We start from the raw sequence: 16,158 nt of genomic DNA, 5'->3' as shown, positions 1-16,158 counted from the left end.
ACGTGAGCACGACACAGACACCACCTGTTCTCGCCGCAGAGCTGGCAGAGGCGTGGGCCGACATTCAGCGGTACCACCCCGAGCTGCCGGACCTTGCCGCGCCAGAGTCCCTGATCGGAGAGTCGTCGTCCGCGTGCGGTCACGAGCTCTCCTTCGAGCGACTGCTCCATGAGGCAGTCCATGGCATCGCCGCCGCGCGCGGCGTGCGCGACACGTCCCGCGCCGGCCGGTACCACAACCGCAGATTCCTCGCGATCGCCGAGGAGCTGGGCCTGGACCACCCCGAGGAACCGCACCCCAGCAGCGGTTTCTCGCTGGTCACGCTCAACCCCGAGGCCAAGCGCCGCTACCGCCCGACCATCGAGCGGCTGCAGCGAGCCCTCAAGGCCCACACGGCGGCCACCTCCGCCGACACCCCGAAGAGCTTCCGCGGCCCGGCGGCCCGGCACGGCTCGTCCGGGGGCGGGGTCCGGGTGAAGGCGGTGTGCGACTGCGGCCGCAACGTACGGGTCGTCCCGTCGGTGCTGGCCCAGGCACCGATCGTCTGCGGCGGCTGCGGCAAGCCGTTCCGGATCCCGGAGGTCGTGGGGGCGGCGTAGTCGCGCGGCGTTCGACACCGGCATCTCGTGGCTGCCGGTCGGAACGCCAGGCGCTCGGAGTGCCGCCGTAACCCCCCCCGCGCAGCCTGCGGGCAGTCGTGCCGCTGGGGCGGCACGGGTGGGCGCGGGCGGCACTCCGCGCCGCCGGACCGCGAACCCCGTGACGGCGCCTGAAAGGCCAGGCGCCGCTCAGGCATGCCCGGGCACCCGCGCCGCACCCTCGGCCAAAAGCGCCCCGCCGGGTATGGCACAATGGCTAGCTGTACTCGACAGCCGCACAGGAACCCTCTCGCCTCCGGCTGACGCGTCCATCGGGCACTCGGGTACCGCAACCCCACGCGGCAATCTCGCCGTGCCCAACCACGTCAAATCCAGGAGAACCCACTCCCGTGGCAGTCAAGATCAAGCTGAAGCGTCTGGGCAAGATCCGTTCGCCTCACTACCGCATCGTCGTCGCCGACTCCCGCACCCGTCGTGACGGCCGTGCGATCGAGGAGATCGGTCTGTACCACCCGGTGCAGAACCCCTCGCGCATCGAGGTCGACTCGGAGCGCGCGCAGTACTGGCTGGGTGTCGGCGCGCAGCCGACCGAGCCCGTTCTCGCCATCCTGAAGCTGACCGGCGACTGGCAGAAGTTCAAGGGCCTGCCCGCCCCGGCTCCGCTGCTCGTGGCCGAGCCGAAGGCTGCTCGCCCGGTGTTCGACGCCCTCGGTGGCGACGACGAGGGCAAGGGTGAGGCCATCACCCAGAAGAAGAAGGCTGAGAAGAAGGACGAGGCTCCCGCCGAGTCCGCGTCGACCGAGGCCTGAGCATGCTCGAGGAGGCTCTCGAGCACCTCGTGAAGGGCATCGTCGACAACCCTGACGATGTGCAGGTCGCCTCGCGCAACCTGCGTCGCGGCCGTGTGCTCGAGGTCCGGGTCCACCCCGACGACCTCGGCAAGGTGATCGGCCGCAACGGCCGCACCGCGCGCGCTCTGCGTACCGTCGTGGGCGCCATCGGCGGCCGCGGTGTCCGCGTCGACCTCGTCGACGTGGACCACGTCCGCTGACGCCAAACGCAACACCGGCTCGGGCCGGGGAGGGCCACTGTGCCGTCCCCGGCCCGTAGTCGTTACCAGTCGTTACGACAGGAGATCCTGGGAAGTGCAGCTCGTAGTCGCACGGATCGGCCGTGCCCACGGCATCAAGGGCGAGGTCACCGTCGAGGTCCGTACCGACGAGCCCGAACTGCGGCTCGCACCCGGCGCCGTACTGGCCACCGATCCCGCCTCGGCGGGCCCGCTCACCATCGAGACGGGCCGCGTCCACAGCGGCCGCCTGCTTCTGCGCTTCGAGGGCGTACGCGACCGAGGCGCGGCCGAGGCGCTGCGCAACACCCTCCTGATCGCCGAGGTGGACCCGGAGGCGCTCCCCGAGGAGGAGGACGAGTACTACGACCACCAGCTGATGGACCTGGACGTGGTCACGAAGGACGGTGTCGAGGTCGGCCGCATCACCGAGATCTCGCACCTGCCCTCCCAGGACCTGTTCATCGTGGAGCGTCCGGACGGCAGCGAGGTCATGATCCCGTTCGTCGAGGAGATCGTCACGGAGATCGACCTCGAGGAGCAGAAGGCGGTCATCGACCCGCCGCCCGGCCTCATCGACGACAGCGCAGAAATCGTCTCCGCACGGGAAGAGTCGTAAGAGATGCGCCTCGACGTCGTCACGATCTTCCCCGAGTACCTGGAGCCACTGAACGTCTCCCTCGTCGGCAAGGCACGCGCGCGTGGACAGCTGAACGTCCATGTGCACGATCTGCGCGAGTGGACCTACGACCGCCACAACACCGTCGACGACACCCCGTACGGCGGCGGCCCCGGCATGGTCATGAAGACCGACCCCTGGGGCGACGCCCTGGACTCCGCCCTCGCCGACGGCTACGAGACCGGCTCGCACACGCCCGCGCTGATCGTGCCCACCCCGAGCGGCCGCCCCTTCACCCAGGAACTCGCCGTCGAGCTCTCCGAACGGCCCTGGCTGATCTTCACGCCCGCGCGCTACGAGGGCATCGACCGCCGGGTGATCGACGAGTACGCCACCCGGATGCCGGTCCACGAGGTGTCCATCGGCGACTACGTCCTCGCCGGCGGCGAGGCGGCCGTCCTGGTGATCACCGAGGCCGTGGCCCGGCTGCTGCCCGGCGTCCTCGGCAACGCCGAGTCCCACCGCGACGACTCCTTCGCCCCCGGCGCCATGGCCAACCTCCTGGAAGGCCCCGTCTACACCAAGCCCCCGGAGTGGCGTGGCCGCGGGATCCCGGACGTGCTGCTCAGCGGCCACCACGGCAAGATCGCCCGCTGGCGCCGCGACGAGGCCCTGCGGCGTACGACGGCCAACCGGCCCGACCTGATCGAGCGCTGCGACCCCAAGGCCTTCGACAAGAAGGACCGCGAGATGCTCTCCATCCTGGGCTGGGCCCCGGACCCGGAGGGGGAGCCGTACGGCCGATTTTGGCGCAGGACCGAGGGCGTGGAAGAATAGACCGCTGTTGTGCGTCGTCCGGCGTGCGCCCCTGCCACAGGGGGACACGACGCCCGCCCCGACACGGACAGCATCCTCCTGAACACCTAGCTCCCGTTGATGACCTGTGGCATCAGCGAAGAAAGCAGACGAAATGTCTCACCTGCTCGACTCCGTCGACAGCGCGTCGCTGCGCAGCGACGTCCCGGCCTTCCGCCCGGGTGACACCGTCAACGTCCACGTCCGCGTCATCGAGGGCAACCGCTCCCGTGTGCAGCAGTTCAAGGGCGTTGTGATCCGCCGCCAGGGCGCCGGTGTCCGCGAGACCTTCACGGTCCGCAAGGTCTCCTTCTCCGTCGGCGTCGAGCGCACCTTCCCGGTGCACACCCCGATCGTCGAGAAGATCGAGCTCGTCACCCGCGGTGACGTGCGTCGCGCCAAGCTGTACTACCTGCGCGAGCTGCGCGGTAAGGCCGCGAAGATCAAGGAGAAGCGCGACAGCTGAGCTCGCGCAGGCGTTCCTACCGGGGCCGGATAGCATCTGGCCCCGATGGACACCGAAGCACAGCACACGGAGCGCGACCGCTCCTCCCGCCCTTCCGATTCCGAGCACGTCTCCCAGGAGATTTCGGACACAGAGGGGCCGGAGGGACGGTCGCGCTTCGCGTTGGTGTCGCGGGTCGCCGACTGGCTTCCCGGCGGGAGGATCAGCCTGACCCTGCTGGTCTGCCTGGTGTTTTTGCTGCTCCTCAACCATTTCGTGGTCCAACCATTCCAGATTCCCAGCGGATCCATGGAAAACGGTTTGAGGATCGGCGACCGGGTTCTCGTAAATAAGTTGGCGTACCGTTTCGGTGCCGAGCCGCGGCGCGGCGATGTCGTCGTGTTCGACGGCACCGGATACTTCGGGAACGGCGACTACATCAAACGCGTCGTGGGCGTAGGGGGAGACCACGTGGTCTGCTGTGACAGGGAGGGGAGGATCAAGGTGAACGGCCGGTCGGTCGACGAGTCGACGTTCCTCCACCCCGGTGACAGCCCGTCCACGGTGCCCTTCGTCGTCGTCGTGCCCGACGGCACCCTCTTCGTCCTCGGGGACCACCGCAGCGACTCCAGCGACTCCCGCGACCACCTGGGCTCACCCGGCGGCGGCATGATCCCCGTCTCGGACGTCATCGGACGCGCCGACTGGATCATCTGGCCCACCGCCCACTGGACCCGCCTGCAGCGTCCCGGCGCCTACGCGCGCGTGCCCGCCGCGGACGGTGCGCATGGGTAACCGTGGCAAACCGCGCGGTGCCGCGAGCAGCCCGGCCGAGAGCCTGCTGCCCACCGGCTCCCGCCGCGCCTCCGGCCCGGTCGCCGGGGGCGCCGGCCGCACCCGCGCCGAGCGGCGCAAGCTGCAGCGCAAGGTCAAACGAAAGCGCAGGCGCAGCGCGGTCAAGGAAATACCCCTCCTCGTCGGCGTCGCCGTCCTCATAGCCCTGGTCCTGAAGACGTTCCTCGTCCAGGCGTTCGTGATCCCGTCCGGCTCCATGGAGCAGACGATCCGGATCGGCGACCGCGTCCTCGTCGACAAGTTCACCCCCTGGTTCGGCTCGAAGCCCAAACGCGGGGACGTCGTCGTCTTCAAGGACCCTGGCGGCTGGCTCGCGGACGAGCAGACCACGACCAAGAAGAACGACCCCGTCGTCGTCAAGCAGGTCAAGGAGGGACTCACCTTCATCGGCCTGCTGCCGTCCGACAACGAGAAGGACCTCATCAAGCGGGTCATCGGCGTCGGCGGCGACCACGTCAAGTGCTGTGACACGCAGGGGCGGGTGACCGTCAACGGCGTTCCCCTGACCGAGGGCGACTACCTGTATCCCGGAAACGCCCCCTCCACACAGCCGTTCGACATCACCGTCCCCCAGGGGCGGTTGTGGGTGATGGGCGACCACCGGGGCGACTCCGCGGACTCCCGCGCCCACCAGAACACGCCCTACGGCGGCACGGTCTCCGAGGATTCCGTGGTGGGACGGGCGATGGTCATCGCCTGGCCCTTCGGCCACTGGACTTCCTTGAAAGAACCTAAAACTTTCTCCTCCGTCTCCAACTCCGTGTCGGGGACGACCGCGTCCCCTCGGCTGTCGCATAGGGTTGCTCCTGACTATTTCAACGGAACGGTCCAGCTCCCGAGCCCTGCGGAACTCCCGCTCGTTATGGGAGTGGTGGGCCTGCACCGCGTCTGGGGCAGGCAGCGGCACAGAGTAAGGAGTTGGCGTGGGGGATGTGGCGGTTGGCGCACGGTCCGGACACGACGGCGAGGAGCACCGCGGACAGCCCGTCCCCGGGGTTTCCGCAGCCGTCCCGGCCGCGGACAGCGCCGTGACCTCCGGGAGTGACTCCGGGGCGACCGACGACGGCACGGTGCCGGGCGAGCGGAACCGGACCGAGGAACAGGGGTCGGACGGGGCACCCCCCAAGTCCAAGAAGCAGCGCTCCTTTTGGAAGGAGCTGCCCATCCTGATCGGCATCGCGCTCGTGCTGGCGCTGCTGATCAAGACCTTCCTGGTGCAGGCGTTCTCGATCCCTTCGGACTCGATGCAGAACACCCTGCAGCAGGGCGACCGGGTCCTGGTCGACAAGCTCACCCCTTGGTTCGGCTCGAAGCCGGAGCGCGGCGAGGTCGTCGTCTTCCACGACCCGGACAACTGGCTGGCGGGCGAGCCCACGGCCAATCCGAACCCGCTGCAGAAGGCCCTCAGCTGGATCGGCCTCATGCCGTCCGCGGAGGAGAAGGACCTCATCAAGCGCGTCATCGGCGTCGGCGGCGACACCGTCTCCTGCAAGGGCTCCGGCCCGCTCAGGGTCAACGGCAAGGCGCTCAACGACGCGTCGTTCGTGTACGCGGGCAACACCCCGTGCAGCGTCGACGACCAGGGCGGCCAGTTCACGGTGAAGGTCCCCAAGGGCTACATCTGGGTCATGGGCGACCACCGTCAGAACTCGCGCGACTCGCGCTACAACCAGAGCGACAAGCACAACGGCATGGTTCCGGTGAGCAAGGTCGTCGGACGTGCCATCGTCATCGCCTGGCCCATCACCCGCTGGGACACCCTCCCGATCCCGGACACCTTCGACCAGCCGGGACTGAACGACCAGTCCTCGGCGTCCGCCGCCCTGACGGCCGCCCCGAACGCGCTCGCCCTGACCGGGGTGGTGCCGGTGGCCCTGTGGCGTCGTAGGAAGGTCGCGGCGGCCGGGATCCGCGAAGCGGGCACGGAACACTCCGCCTGAACACGCCTTGGTGAAGCCCTGGTGCAGCTGTGACCCAGGTCGGCCATGAGGGGCTGACCGCGTCAGGTACCGCCGGGTAGGGTGCGGACCCATGGGTGGCGAGAGCACTACGCGTACGGCCCCGCGCAGCGGCGGCAAGAGCACGGGCCCGGTGGGCAGCAAGGCCGGACAGCGACTGTCCGGACTGGCCGTCGCACTGGGCATTGTGCTGTTCCTCGGCGGATTCGGCTGGGGAGCGGTGGTCTACCGGCCGTACACCGTGCCGACCACCTCGATGACGCCGACGATCGACGCCGGCGACCGGGTGCTGGCGCAGCGCGTCGACGGCAGTGAGATCCGCCGGGGCGACGTCGTCGTCTTCAACGACAAGTCCTGGGTGACGGGCGCCTCCGTGGTCAAGCGCGTGGTGGCGGTCGGCGGTGACACGGTCTCCTGCTGCACGAACGGCAAGCTGACCGTCAACGGCAAGCGGATCGACGAGGGCTATCTCAAGGGCAGCGTCGTCGAGGACAAGAACATCCCGGCCGTGAAGGTCCCCCAGGGCCGCCTGTTCCTGCTCGGTGACGAGCGCCAGGGGTCGCTGGACTCCTCCGCCCACCTCAGTGACGCCGCCCAGGGCACCGTCGCGCGCTCCGCCGTGACGGCTCGCGTGGACGCCGTCGTCTGGCCCCTGAAGGGCATGCTGGAGCGCCCCACCGGCTTCGAAGCCCTCGGTGCGCTCTCCCAGCCGGGCCCGCTGCGGATCATCGTCACCCTGATCGTGGCCGGAGCCGTCCTCGTCCTCGGCGGCGGCGCGTACGGCCCGATCGCCAAGCGGATGGGCGGGCGCCGCACCCGGGCGCGGACGGAGCCCGTGGGTGCCCGCTGAGGCCGCGGGCGGGGACGAGGACTCGTACCGGGGCGGGCTGCGCAAGGTGGCCCGGGTGGTTCTGCTCGACCCCGAGGACCGCATCCTGCTCCTGCACGGCCATGAGCCGGACGATCCGGCCGACGACTGGTGGTTCACGCCGGGCGGTGGACTGGAGGGCGACGAGAGTCGTGAGGAGGCCGCCCTCAGGGAACTCGCCGAGGAGACCGGCATCACCGATGTCGAACTCGGCCCGGTGCTGTGGCGGCGGATGTGCTCCTTCCCGTTCGCGGGCCGCCGCTGGGACCAGGACGAGTGGTACTACCTGGCCCGTACGACGGACACGTCCAGGCTGGTGCCCGAGGCCACGGGCCTCACGGAACTGGAGCGGCGCAGCGTCGCCGGAGCACGCTGGTGGACGTGTCGGGAACTTGCCCGGGCGCATGAGACCGTGTATCCGACCAGACTCGCCGAGCTGCTGTGCAGGCTGCTCGACGAAGGTCCCCCAGCCGGGCCCGTGACCCTTGACCCCGAAATCGTCTAGGGGCTCACGGGACTGGCGCACAATGGTGGGATCGCACGGCTGAAGGGGAAGCTGCCATGAGCGCCGAGGACCTCGAGAAGTACGAGACCGAGATGGAGCTGAAGCTCTACCGGGAGTACCGCGATGTCGTCGGTCTGTTCAAATATGTGATCGAGACCGAGCGGCGCTTCTACCTGACCAACGACTACGAGATGCAGGTGCATTCGGTCCAGGGCGAGGTGTTCTTCGAGGTGTCTATGGCGGACGCCTGGGTCTGGGACATGTACCGGCCGGCTCGGTTCGTGAAGCAGGTGCGGGTACTCACGTTCAAGGATGTGAACATCGAGGAGCTGAACAAGAGCGACCTCGAGCTGCCGGGCGGCTGACGGCCGCGGTGGGTCGCTCGTGCGGGTGACGAGTTTGTCCACAACCGCCGAGTAGTCCACCAAGATCCACTCGGTCGGAGCGGATGCGTGACGGTTGGCGCCGGAGGTGGTGCCGACATGAGGACACGCAACGCACAACGCAGTGCCATGGGCAAGTACGGCGAGGATCTGGCCGCGCGGCGGCTGACGGACGCCGGTATGACCGTCCTGGAGCGCAACTGGCGCTCCGGCAGGACGGGTGAGATCGACATCGTGGCCCGGGACGGGGACGTCCTGGTGGTCTGCGAGGTGAAGACCCGCAGGGCGGACATCTTCCAGCACCCGATGGCCGCGGTCACGCCGACGAAGGCGCAGCGCCTGCGCGACCTGGCGGAACGCTGGGTTCAGGAGCACGGCGGGGCGCCACCGGGCGGCGTCCGTATCGACCTGGTGGGCGTCCTGCTCCCCGACCGCGGCGCACCCGTGGTCGAACACGCGCGGGGGGTGGCCTGATGGCGTTCGCGCGTACGTGTTCGGTGGCGCTGGTCGGCGTCGAGGGTGTGGTGGTCGAGGTCCAGGCCGATCTGGAGCCGGGGGTGGCGGCGTTCACGCTGGTGGGACTGCCGGACAAGAGCCTGAGCGAGAGCCGGGACCGGGTGCGGGCGGCGGTCGTCAACTCGGGCGGCGAGTGGCCGCAGAAGAAGCTGACCGTGGGGCTGAGCCCGGCCTCGGTGCCGAAGGCCGGCAGCGGCTTCGACCTGGCCGTCGCCTGCGCCGTGCTCGGCGCCTGCGAGCGGATCGACCCGCGGGTGCTCGCCGACATCGTCATGATCGGGGAGCTGGGTCTGGACGGTCGCGTCCGGCCCGTGCGGGGCATCCTGCCGGCGGTGCTGGCCGCGGCGGACGCGGGCTACGAGCAGGTGGTCGTGCCGGAGTGCGCGGCCGCCGAGGCCTCGCTGGTGCCCGGTGTCTCCGTCCTGGGCGTGCGCAGCCTGCGCCAGCTGATCGCCGTCCTGGCCGACGAGCCCGTACCCGACGAGGAACCGGACGAGCAGGGCCGCCCGGATCCGCTGCTCGCCGGTCTGCGGGTGCCCGGTACAGGCGCGGCCACCGGGATGCACAGCCTGGGCGCCGCACAGCACGACCAGGGTCATGACCTCGCCGACGTGGTGGGCCAGATCTCGGCGCGGACGGCGGTGGAGGTCGCCGCGGCGGGCGGCCACCATCTGTTCCTGGAGGGCCCGCCCGGCGCAGGGAAGACCATGCTCGCCGAGCGGCTCCCCGCGATCCTCCCGCTGCTCAGCCGACAGGAGTCCCTTGAGGTCACGGCGGTGCACTCGGTGGCAGGCCTGCTCCCACCGGGCAAACCCCTGATCGACGTCGCTCCGTACTGCGCCCCGCACCATTCGGCCACCATGCAGGCGCTCGTGGGCGGCGGCCCGGGCATCGCGCGGCCCGGCGCGGTCTCGCTCTCCCATCGGGGCGTCCTCTTCCTCGACGAGACACCAGAGTTCAGCAGCCACGCGCTCGACGCGCTGCGGCAGCCCCTGGAGGCGGGGCACGTGGTGATCGCACGCAGTGCGGGAGTCGTGCGGTTCCCGGCGAAATTCCTGATGGTGCTCGCGGCGAACCCCTGTCCCTGCGGCCGCTTCTCGCAGACGGACGACTTCTGCGAGTGCCCGCCCTCGGCGATCCGCCGCTACCAGGCCCGGCTGTCCGGCCCACTGCTCGACCGGGTGGACCTGCGCGTCGAGGTCGACCGGGTCACCCGCGCCCAGCTGGCCCGGCGCGGCGCCGGCGGCGAGTCCACCACGACCGTCGCCGACCGGGTACAGGCGGCCAGAGAGCGTGCGGCGGCCCGGCTCGTGGGCACACCGTGGCGGACCAACAGCGAGGTTCCCGGGCGGGAGCTGCGCAGCCGCTGGCACGCCGCGAGCGGGGCGATGGACGAGGCGGAACGGAATCTGGAGCGGGGTGTGCTGACCGCCCGCGGGCTCGACCGCGTGCTGCGCGTCGCCTGGACCGTCGCGGACCTCGTGGGGCACGAACGACCCGACGCGACGGACGTCGCCCTGGCGCTGCAACTGCGTACCGGAGTGCCGCGCGGCGTGCCCATGGCGATCGGGGCGCTGACATGAGCCTCGCCGACAACCCGGCCGGTGAGCTGCTGGCCCGTGTCCTTCTCAGCCGTGTTCTCGAACCGGGGGACGAGGTCGGCGGGCGGTGGCTGCGGGAGCTCGGCGCGGTGGAAGTGGCGCGCCGGCTGCGCGAGGGCGGGCCGCAGCTCGTCGGGATCACCGACAAACGGTGGGCCGGGCTGCTGGACCGGGCCGGGCAGGCCGAGCCCGAGCGGGATCTCGCCGCCGCCCAGGAGGCCGACATGCGGTTCGTCGCGCCCGGGGACGGGGAGTGGCCGGGGCAGCTCGACGACCTCGGGGACGCGCGGCCGGTGGGGCTGTGGGTGCGCGGGCGGCCCAGCCTGCGGATGTGGGCGCTCAGATCCGTCGCCGTCGTCGGGGCACGGGCGTGCACGGAGTACGGGGCGCACATGGCGGCCACACTCGGCGCCGGGCTCGCCGAGCACGGGTGGGTGGTCGTGTCCGGCGGGGCCTACGGGGTCGACGGGGCCGCCCACAGGGGCGCGCTCGGCGCCGGCGGTGCCACCGTCGCGGTGCTGGCCTGCGGCGTCGACCGGGCCTACCCGCGCGGTCACACCGAGTTGCTCGGCAGGATCGCGGAACAGGGACTGGTCATCGGCGAGTTGCCGCCCGGCGATCATCCGACGCCGAGCAGATTCATCGTCCGCAACCGGGTGATCGCCGCCCTGACCCGGGGAACCGTGGTCGTCGAGGCCGCGCACCGCAGCGGCTCGCTGGTCACGGCACGGGCCGCGCAGCGGCTGGGACGCCACACGATGGGAGTGCCCGGGCCCGCCACCAGCGGCCTGTCCGCGGGAGTGCACGAGCTCCTGCGGGGCGACGCCGTGCTCGTCACCGACGCCGCGGAGGTCGTCGAGCTGGTCGGCGACATGGGCGAACTGGCCCCGGACCGGCGCGGACCCGTGCTGCCCCGCGATCTGCTGGAGCCCGCGGCCCGTCGCGTCCTGGCCGCACTGCCCGGCCGCGGGGCGGCGCCGCCCGGTGACATCGCGCGGGGTGCGCAGACCACGCAGGACGACGCGATCGCGAGACTGTACGAACTCCGATCACTCGGTTACGTCGAACGACACGGCGACGGCTGGAAGTTGACACGCCAGGCGATGATCTCCGTCCGCGGGGGTCGCAGTCCGTGCTGACCGAGCGTGTTCGGCCGTCCGGGGGAAGCCTGACACCTGTGGAAATACCCGCAGTTGGCGTCCCTCGGCAGTCACACTCAGCGATCACCGTGACTCGCTGGAGCGTCCTGCGGAACGTATCTGCGCACCCGATCCGCGTCGTCCTTCGCGCACCGCGACACTTCAGTCACGCTACGCTCACGAGGATTCCGGCACAGACCGGCATCTCGACACCAGACCGACAGCTCCCCCAGGCACCCCCACTTCACAGCAGAACGGCACAAGGCGACGAATGCCCCAGCACACCTCCGGGTCCGACCGGGCGGCGATCCCCCCAGCCGCCCGTGACGGTGGCAGCGTGCGGCCGCCCGCTCCCTCGACGCTCGACGAGCTGTGGCGGTCGTACAAGGACACGGGCGACGAGCGGCTGCGGGAGCAGCTGATCCTGCACTACTCGCCGCTGGTGAAATACGTGGCGGGACGGGTGAGCGTCGGTCTGCCGCCGAACGTGGAGCAGGCCGACTTCGTCTCCTCCGGGGTCTTCGGGCTCATCGACGCGATCGAGAAGTTCGACATCGACCGGGAGATCAAGTTCGAGACGTACGCGATCACCCGGATCCGGGGCGCGATGATCGACGAGCTCAGGGCGCTGGACTGGATCCCCCGATCGGTGCGGCAGAAGGCGCGGAACGTGGAGCGGGCGTACGCGACCCTGGAGGCGCGCCTGAGGCGGACACCCTCGGAGAGCGAGGTCGCCGTCGAGATGGGCATCCCCGTCGATGAACTCCACGCCGTGTTCAGCCAGCTGTCGCTGGCCAACGTGGTGGCCCTGGAAGAGCTGCTGCATGTGGGGGGCGAGGGCGGGGACGGGCTCAGCGTGATGGACACGCTGGAGGACACCGCCGCCGACAACCCCGTGGAGGTGGCCGAGGACCGGGAGCTCAGACGGTTCCTGGCCCGGGCCATCAACACCCTGCCGGAGCGGGAGAAGACCGTCGTCACGCTGTACTACTACGAGGGCCTCACGCTCGCCGAGATCGGGAACGTCCTCGGCGTGACCGAGAGCCGGGTGAGTCAGATCCACACCAAGTCGGTGCTGCAGCTGCGGGCGAAGCTGGCCGGCTTCGGACGCTGAGCGGCACGACTCACTCCCGTCGGGGGTGGTCCGTCCGTAAAGTGGTTGACGTGCCAAGGATTCGAGCGGCCTCCGTGGCCGAACACCGGTCGATGCAGCGAGCCGCCCTGCTGGACGCGGCCCGGTCTCTGCTGTCCGAGGGTGGGACGGAGGCGCTGACGTTCCCGGCTCTCGCCGAGCGGACGGGGCTCGCGCGGTCGTCCGTGTACGAGTACTTCCGCTCCCGGGCGGCCGTCGTCGAGGAACTGTGCGCGGTCGACTTCCCGGTGTGGGCCGCGGAGGTCTCGGCCGCGATGGAGCGGGCGGGGTCGGCCGAGGGCAAGGTCGAGGCGTATGTGCGGCAGCAGCTGGTGCTGGTCGGGGACCGGCGGCATCGGGCCGTGGTGGCGATTTCCGCGAGCGAGCTGGATGCGGGGGCCCGGGAGAAGATCCGGGCCGCGCATGGGGGACTGGTCGCGATGATCGTCGAGGCGCTCGGGGAGATGGGGCATTCTTCGCCTCGGTTGGCTGCGATGTTGGTGCAGGGGGTGGTGGACGCGGCTGTGCGGCGGATCGAGCTGGGGGCGGCTGAGGAGCCCTCGGTGATCACCGAGGCCGCCGTGGCCATGGCGTTGCGGGGGGTTCGCGGCTGAGGGCGGCGGGGGTTGCTGTCGGGGCGGTGCCGCCGGCCCGCGCTTGCGGGGCGCCGCCTCTCTTTGGGCCCGGGAGCCGCCCCAGCGGGACGACTGCCCGCAGGCTGGGCCGGTCACTGTGGCAGTGGTACGCCCAGTACCGGCAGCAGCCTCGATGGCCCTCGGTGCAGCAGCCACGGGGGGAGCAGGGACAGAGGGTCCAAGTAGGTTTCACCCCTCAGCAGGCCCCAGTGCACGCACGTGACCGTGCAGTGACTGGGCCCCGGTTCCACCGTGCCCAGTACCTCGCCCGGCGTCACCTCGTCCCCCTTCTGGACCGACGCCGTCACCGGTTCGTACGTCGTTCGCAGGTTCGTGTCCGTCAGCTGTACGGAGATCACGCCGCGGCCTGCCACCCGGCCCGCGAAGGAAACGCGGCCGGCTGCCACCGCTCTTACCGGGGCTTGGGCGGGGGCTGCCAGGTCCACGCCCCGGTGGCCGCGGCCGTAGACCGTCGCCGGGGGCTCCCAGCCTCGTAGGACCGTGGGGTGGGTTCCCACCGGCCAGGCGCGGCCGACTGCGGGGACCGGTGGGTCCGGTGCCGCGGGTGGCGGCGGGTCGGCCGCCCAGGCCCAGGGGGACAGGACCGTCAACGCCAGTCCCAGCACCGCCGCCCACGTCATCTGCACGTATCGCCTCGCTCGCATGCGAGAACCCTCCCGCGCCGTCCCCGATCACGGCCGGGATCTGTGGACTACTCCCCGGTTGTGGACAGCGGCGTCACCCGGTACCCCGCGGGTCCCGTACACTTCTTCTGGCGATCCGGGTCACCGGGTCGACTTCGCACGCCCCGACACCAGGTGATCAAAAGCCGGTGTCAGCGCCCCTCGGTCCTTCGTGGCACGGCGCATGCGGGCGTCAGGCGCGAGTGCCCACCGGCACCCGCGGTACAACCGAGAAACTCAAGGAGAACGGCCATGGCCGTCGTCACGATGCGGGAGCTGCTGGAAAGCGGCGTCCACTTCGGTCACCAGACCCGTCGCTGGAACCCGAAGATGAAGCGCTTCATCTTCACCGAGCGCAACGGCATCTACATCATCGACCTGCTCCAGTCGCTGTCGTACATCGACCGCGCCTACGAGTTCGTCAAGGAGACCGTCGCCCACGGCGGCACGGTCATGTTCGTCGGCACGAAGAAGCAGGCGCAGGAGGCCATCGCCGAGCAGGCCACCCGCGTCGGCATGCCCTACGTCAACCAGCGCTGGCTGGGCGGCATGCTCACCAACTTCTCCACCGTCTACAAGCGTCTGCAGCGCCTCAAGGAGCTCGAGCAGATCGACTTCGAGGACGTCGCGGCCTCGGGTCTGACCAAGAAGGAGCTTCTCGTGCTCTCGCGCGAGAAGGCCAAGCTGGAGAAGACCCTCGGTGGTATCCGCGAGATGCAGAAGGTGCCCAGCGCCGTCTGGATCGTGGACACCAAGAAGGAGCACATCGCGGTCGGTGAGGCCCGGAAGCTCAACATCCCGGTCGTCGCGATCCTCGACACCAACTGCGACCCGGACGAGGTCGACTACAAGATCCCGGGCAACGACGACGCGATCCGCTCCGTCACCCTGCTCACCCGTGTGATCGCCGACGCGGTCGCCGAGGGCCTCATCGCCCGCTCCGGTGTCGCCACCGAGGGCAAGGAGAAGGCCGCGGGCGAGCCGCTCGCCGAGTGGGAGCGCGACCTGCTCGAGGGCGAGAAGAAGGCGGACTCCGAGGAAGCCGCCGAGAAGCCGGCCGAGGCCGCTGCCGAGGCCCCCGCCGCCGAGGCTGAGGCTCCGGCCGTCGAGGCTGAGGCTCCGGCCGCGGACGCCGAGCAGGCCTGACCCGTCAGCGTCAGAGGTTGACGGCGGGGGCGGCATGAAGTCCGCCCCCGCCGTTCACCCGTAGGTCAGCGGCGAGTCAGCGGCCCCCGGCTGCATGGGGGCCGTAGACCCCGTAGATCTTCGATCTTCCAGACTTCGAGAAAGATTCACAGACTCATGGCGAACTACACCGCCGCCGACGTCAAGAAGCTTCGTGAGCTCACCGGCGCCGGCATGATGGACTGCAAGAAGGCGCTGGACGAGGCCGAGGGCAACGTCGACAAGGCCGTCGAGGCGCTCCGTATCAAGGGCCAGAAGGGCGTCGCCAAGCGCGAGGGCCGCTCCGCCGAGAACGGCGCCGTGGTCTCCCTCATCGCCGACGACAACACCTCCGGTGTCCTGGTCGAGCTGAAGTGCGAGACGGACTTCGTCGCCAAGGGCGAGAAGTTCCAGGCCGTCGCCAACGCGATCGCCGAGCACGTCGCCAAGACCTCTCCGGCCGACCTCGAGGCCCTGCTCGCCTCCGAGATCGAGGCCGGCAAGACCGTCCAGGCGTTCGTGGACGAGGCCAACGCCAACCTCGGTGAGAAGATCGTCCTGGACCGCTTCGCGCAGTTCGCCGACGGTTTCGTCTTCTCCTACATGCACCGCACCATGCCCGACCTGCCCCCGCAGATCGGTGTCCTGGTCGAGCTGGACAAGGCCGACGCCGAGCTGGCCAAGGGCATCGCCCAGCACATCGCCGCCTTCGCGCCGAAGTACCTCTCCAAGGAGGACGTGCCGGCCGAGGTCGTCGAGTCCGAGCGTCGTGTCGCCGAGGAGACCACCCGCGCCGAGGGCAAGCCCGAGGCCGCCCTGCCGAAGATCGTCGAGGGTCGCCTCAACGGCTTCTTCAAGGACGCCACGCTGCTGGGCCAGCCGTACGCGCTCGACAACAAGAAGTCCGTCCAGAAGGTCCTGGACGAGGCCGGTGTCACCCTGAAGCGCTTCACGCGTATCAAGGTCGGCATCTGAGTCCGTGCCGCGATCGGCGCCTCGGCCCGATAGGGTCGAGTGCAGCCGTCCGGCCGTGCCGCCCCCCCGCGCGGGGGGGGCGGCAGCCGAGAAGTCGAGGGGGCCCCTGACGGGCCGGGGGTTGGAAAACCCCCCCGGGCGAGGGCGGGGTGCGGTG

The 16,158-nt window shown here is 70.3% G+C and carries 20 protein-coding genes; 19 read left to right on the top strand and 1 reads right to left on the bottom strand.

What is annotated here, in order from left to right; translation table 11 throughout:
* Positions 1-2: 2 nt before the first annotated feature.
* From ABT254_RS27370 to ABT254_RS27290, 17 genes are all read left to right on the top strand, one after another.
* Positions 3-599 (top strand): hypothetical protein, encoded by a 597-nt coding sequence (locus tag ABT254_RS27370; RefSeq protein WP_030943152.1) that lies wholly within the window; start codon positions 3-5, stop codon positions 597-599.
* Between the two features lie 389 nt (positions 600-988).
* Complete coding sequence (gene rpsP / locus ABT254_RS27365) at positions 989-1,408, top strand: 30S ribosomal protein S16 (RefSeq protein WP_232650873.1); 420 nt, start codon at positions 989-991, stop codon at positions 1,406-1,408.
* 2 nt (positions 1,409-1,410) lie between these two features.
* The gene (locus ABT254_RS27360; RefSeq protein ID WP_003973401.1) at positions 1,411-1,650 is read left to right on the top strand and encodes an RNA-binding protein; all 240 of its coding nucleotides are present in this window, start codon (positions 1,411-1,413) and stop codon (positions 1,648-1,650) included.
* A gap of 94 nt (positions 1,651-1,744) precedes the next feature.
* On the top strand, positions 1,745-2,287 hold the full coding sequence (rimM, locus tag ABT254_RS27355; protein ID WP_351475310.1) for a ribosome maturation factor RimM: 543 nt from the start codon (positions 1,745-1,747) through the stop codon (positions 2,285-2,287).
* A gap of 3 nt (positions 2,288-2,290) precedes the next feature.
* Positions 2,291-3,124, top strand: coding sequence for a tRNA (guanosine(37)-N1)-methyltransferase TrmD (trmD, locus tag ABT254_RS27350; RefSeq protein ID WP_351475307.1), 834 nt, complete (start codon positions 2,291-2,293; stop codon positions 3,122-3,124).
* Between the two features lie 133 nt (positions 3,125-3,257).
* Positions 3,258-3,608: a 50S ribosomal protein L19 gene (gene rplS / locus ABT254_RS27345; RefSeq protein WP_030866123.1), complete on the top strand. Its 351-nt coding sequence runs from the start codon at positions 3,258-3,260 to the stop codon at positions 3,606-3,608.
* 45 nt (positions 3,609-3,653) lie between these two features.
* Positions 3,654-4,382, top strand: a complete 729-nt coding sequence (lepB, locus tag ABT254_RS27340; RefSeq protein ID WP_351475303.1) for a signal peptidase I — start codon at positions 3,654-3,656, stop codon at positions 4,380-4,382.
* Complete coding sequence (gene lepB, locus ABT254_RS27335; RefSeq protein WP_351475300.1) at positions 4,375-5,487, top strand: signal peptidase I; 1,113 nt, start codon at positions 4,375-4,377, stop codon at positions 5,485-5,487. Before lepB (ABT254_RS27340) ends, lepB (ABT254_RS27335) begins: the two co-directional genes overlap by 8 nt.
* The gene (lepB, locus tag ABT254_RS27330) at positions 5,375-6,382 is read left to right on the top strand and encodes a signal peptidase I (RefSeq protein WP_351475793.1); all 1,008 of its coding nucleotides are present in this window, start codon (positions 5,375-5,377) and stop codon (positions 6,380-6,382) included. Before lepB (ABT254_RS27335) ends, lepB (ABT254_RS27330) begins: the two co-directional genes overlap by 113 nt.
* Before the next feature lie 91 nt (positions 6,383-6,473).
* A complete protein-coding gene (gene lepB, locus ABT254_RS27325; protein WP_351475298.1) occupies positions 6,474-7,250 on the top strand; it encodes a signal peptidase I in 777 nt (258 codons plus the stop codon).
* A complete protein-coding gene (locus ABT254_RS27320) occupies positions 7,240-7,773 on the top strand; it encodes an NUDIX hydrolase (protein ID WP_351475296.1) in 534 nt (177 codons plus the stop codon). The genes lepB (ABT254_RS27325) and ABT254_RS27320 overlap by 11 nt, the downstream gene beginning before the upstream one ends.
* A gap of 56 nt (positions 7,774-7,829) precedes the next feature.
* Positions 7,830-8,138 (top strand): DUF2469 domain-containing protein, encoded by a 309-nt coding sequence (locus ABT254_RS27315; protein WP_003965949.1) that lies wholly within the window; start codon positions 7,830-7,832, stop codon positions 8,136-8,138.
* A gap of 87 nt (positions 8,139-8,225) precedes the next feature.
* Positions 8,226-8,630, top strand: a complete 405-nt coding sequence (locus ABT254_RS27310; protein WP_351475294.1) for a YraN family protein — start codon at positions 8,226-8,228, stop codon at positions 8,628-8,630.
* On the top strand, positions 8,630-10,255 hold the full coding sequence (locus ABT254_RS27305; protein ID WP_351475291.1) for a YifB family Mg chelatase-like AAA ATPase: 1,626 nt from the start codon (positions 8,630-8,632) through the stop codon (positions 10,253-10,255). Before ABT254_RS27310 ends, ABT254_RS27305 begins: the two co-directional genes overlap by 1 nt.
* Positions 10,252-11,412, top strand: coding sequence for a DNA-processing protein DprA (gene dprA / locus ABT254_RS27300; protein ID WP_351475288.1), 1,161 nt, complete (start codon positions 10,252-10,254; stop codon positions 11,410-11,412). Before ABT254_RS27305 ends, dprA begins: the two co-directional genes overlap by 4 nt.
* A gap of 271 nt (positions 11,413-11,683) precedes the next feature.
* The gene (gene whiG / locus ABT254_RS27295) at positions 11,684-12,526 is read left to right on the top strand and encodes an RNA polymerase sigma factor WhiG (protein ID WP_351475285.1); all 843 of its coding nucleotides are present in this window, start codon (positions 11,684-11,686) and stop codon (positions 12,524-12,526) included.
* 74 nt (positions 12,527-12,600) lie between these two features.
* Positions 12,601-13,158: a TetR/AcrR family transcriptional regulator gene (locus ABT254_RS27290; protein ID WP_351475790.1), complete on the top strand. Its 558-nt coding sequence runs from the start codon at positions 12,601-12,603 to the stop codon at positions 13,156-13,158.
* A gap of 113 nt (positions 13,159-13,271) precedes the next feature.
* Here ABT254_RS27290 and ABT254_RS27285 read toward each other — a convergent pair whose 3' ends face one another.
* A complete protein-coding gene (locus ABT254_RS27285) occupies positions 13,272-13,844 on the bottom strand; it encodes a peptidoglycan DD-metalloendopeptidase family protein (protein ID WP_351475283.1) in 573 nt (190 codons plus the stop codon).
* Positions 13,845-14,114: 270 nt separating this feature from the next.
* Between ABT254_RS27285 and rpsB the strand changes: the two genes are divergently transcribed.
* Together rpsB and tsf are read left to right on the top strand one after the other, a co-directional pair.
* A complete protein-coding gene (rpsB, locus tag ABT254_RS27280; protein ID WP_351475280.1) occupies positions 14,115-15,008 on the top strand; it encodes a 30S ribosomal protein S2 in 894 nt (297 codons plus the stop codon).
* Between the two features lie 156 nt (positions 15,009-15,164).
* A complete protein-coding gene (tsf, locus tag ABT254_RS27275) occupies positions 15,165-16,001 on the top strand; it encodes a translation elongation factor Ts (protein ID WP_351475277.1) in 837 nt (278 codons plus the stop codon).
* Positions 16,002-16,158 lie beyond the last annotated feature (157 nt).

Source organism: Streptomyces sp. NPDC001137 (assembly GCF_040298885.1).
Taxonomy (GTDB): Bacteria; Actinomycetota; Actinomycetes; order Streptomycetales; family Streptomycetaceae; genus Streptomyces.
Note: the sequence above shows the minus strand (reverse complement) of the source record. Positions and strands in the feature narration are given on the sequence as shown.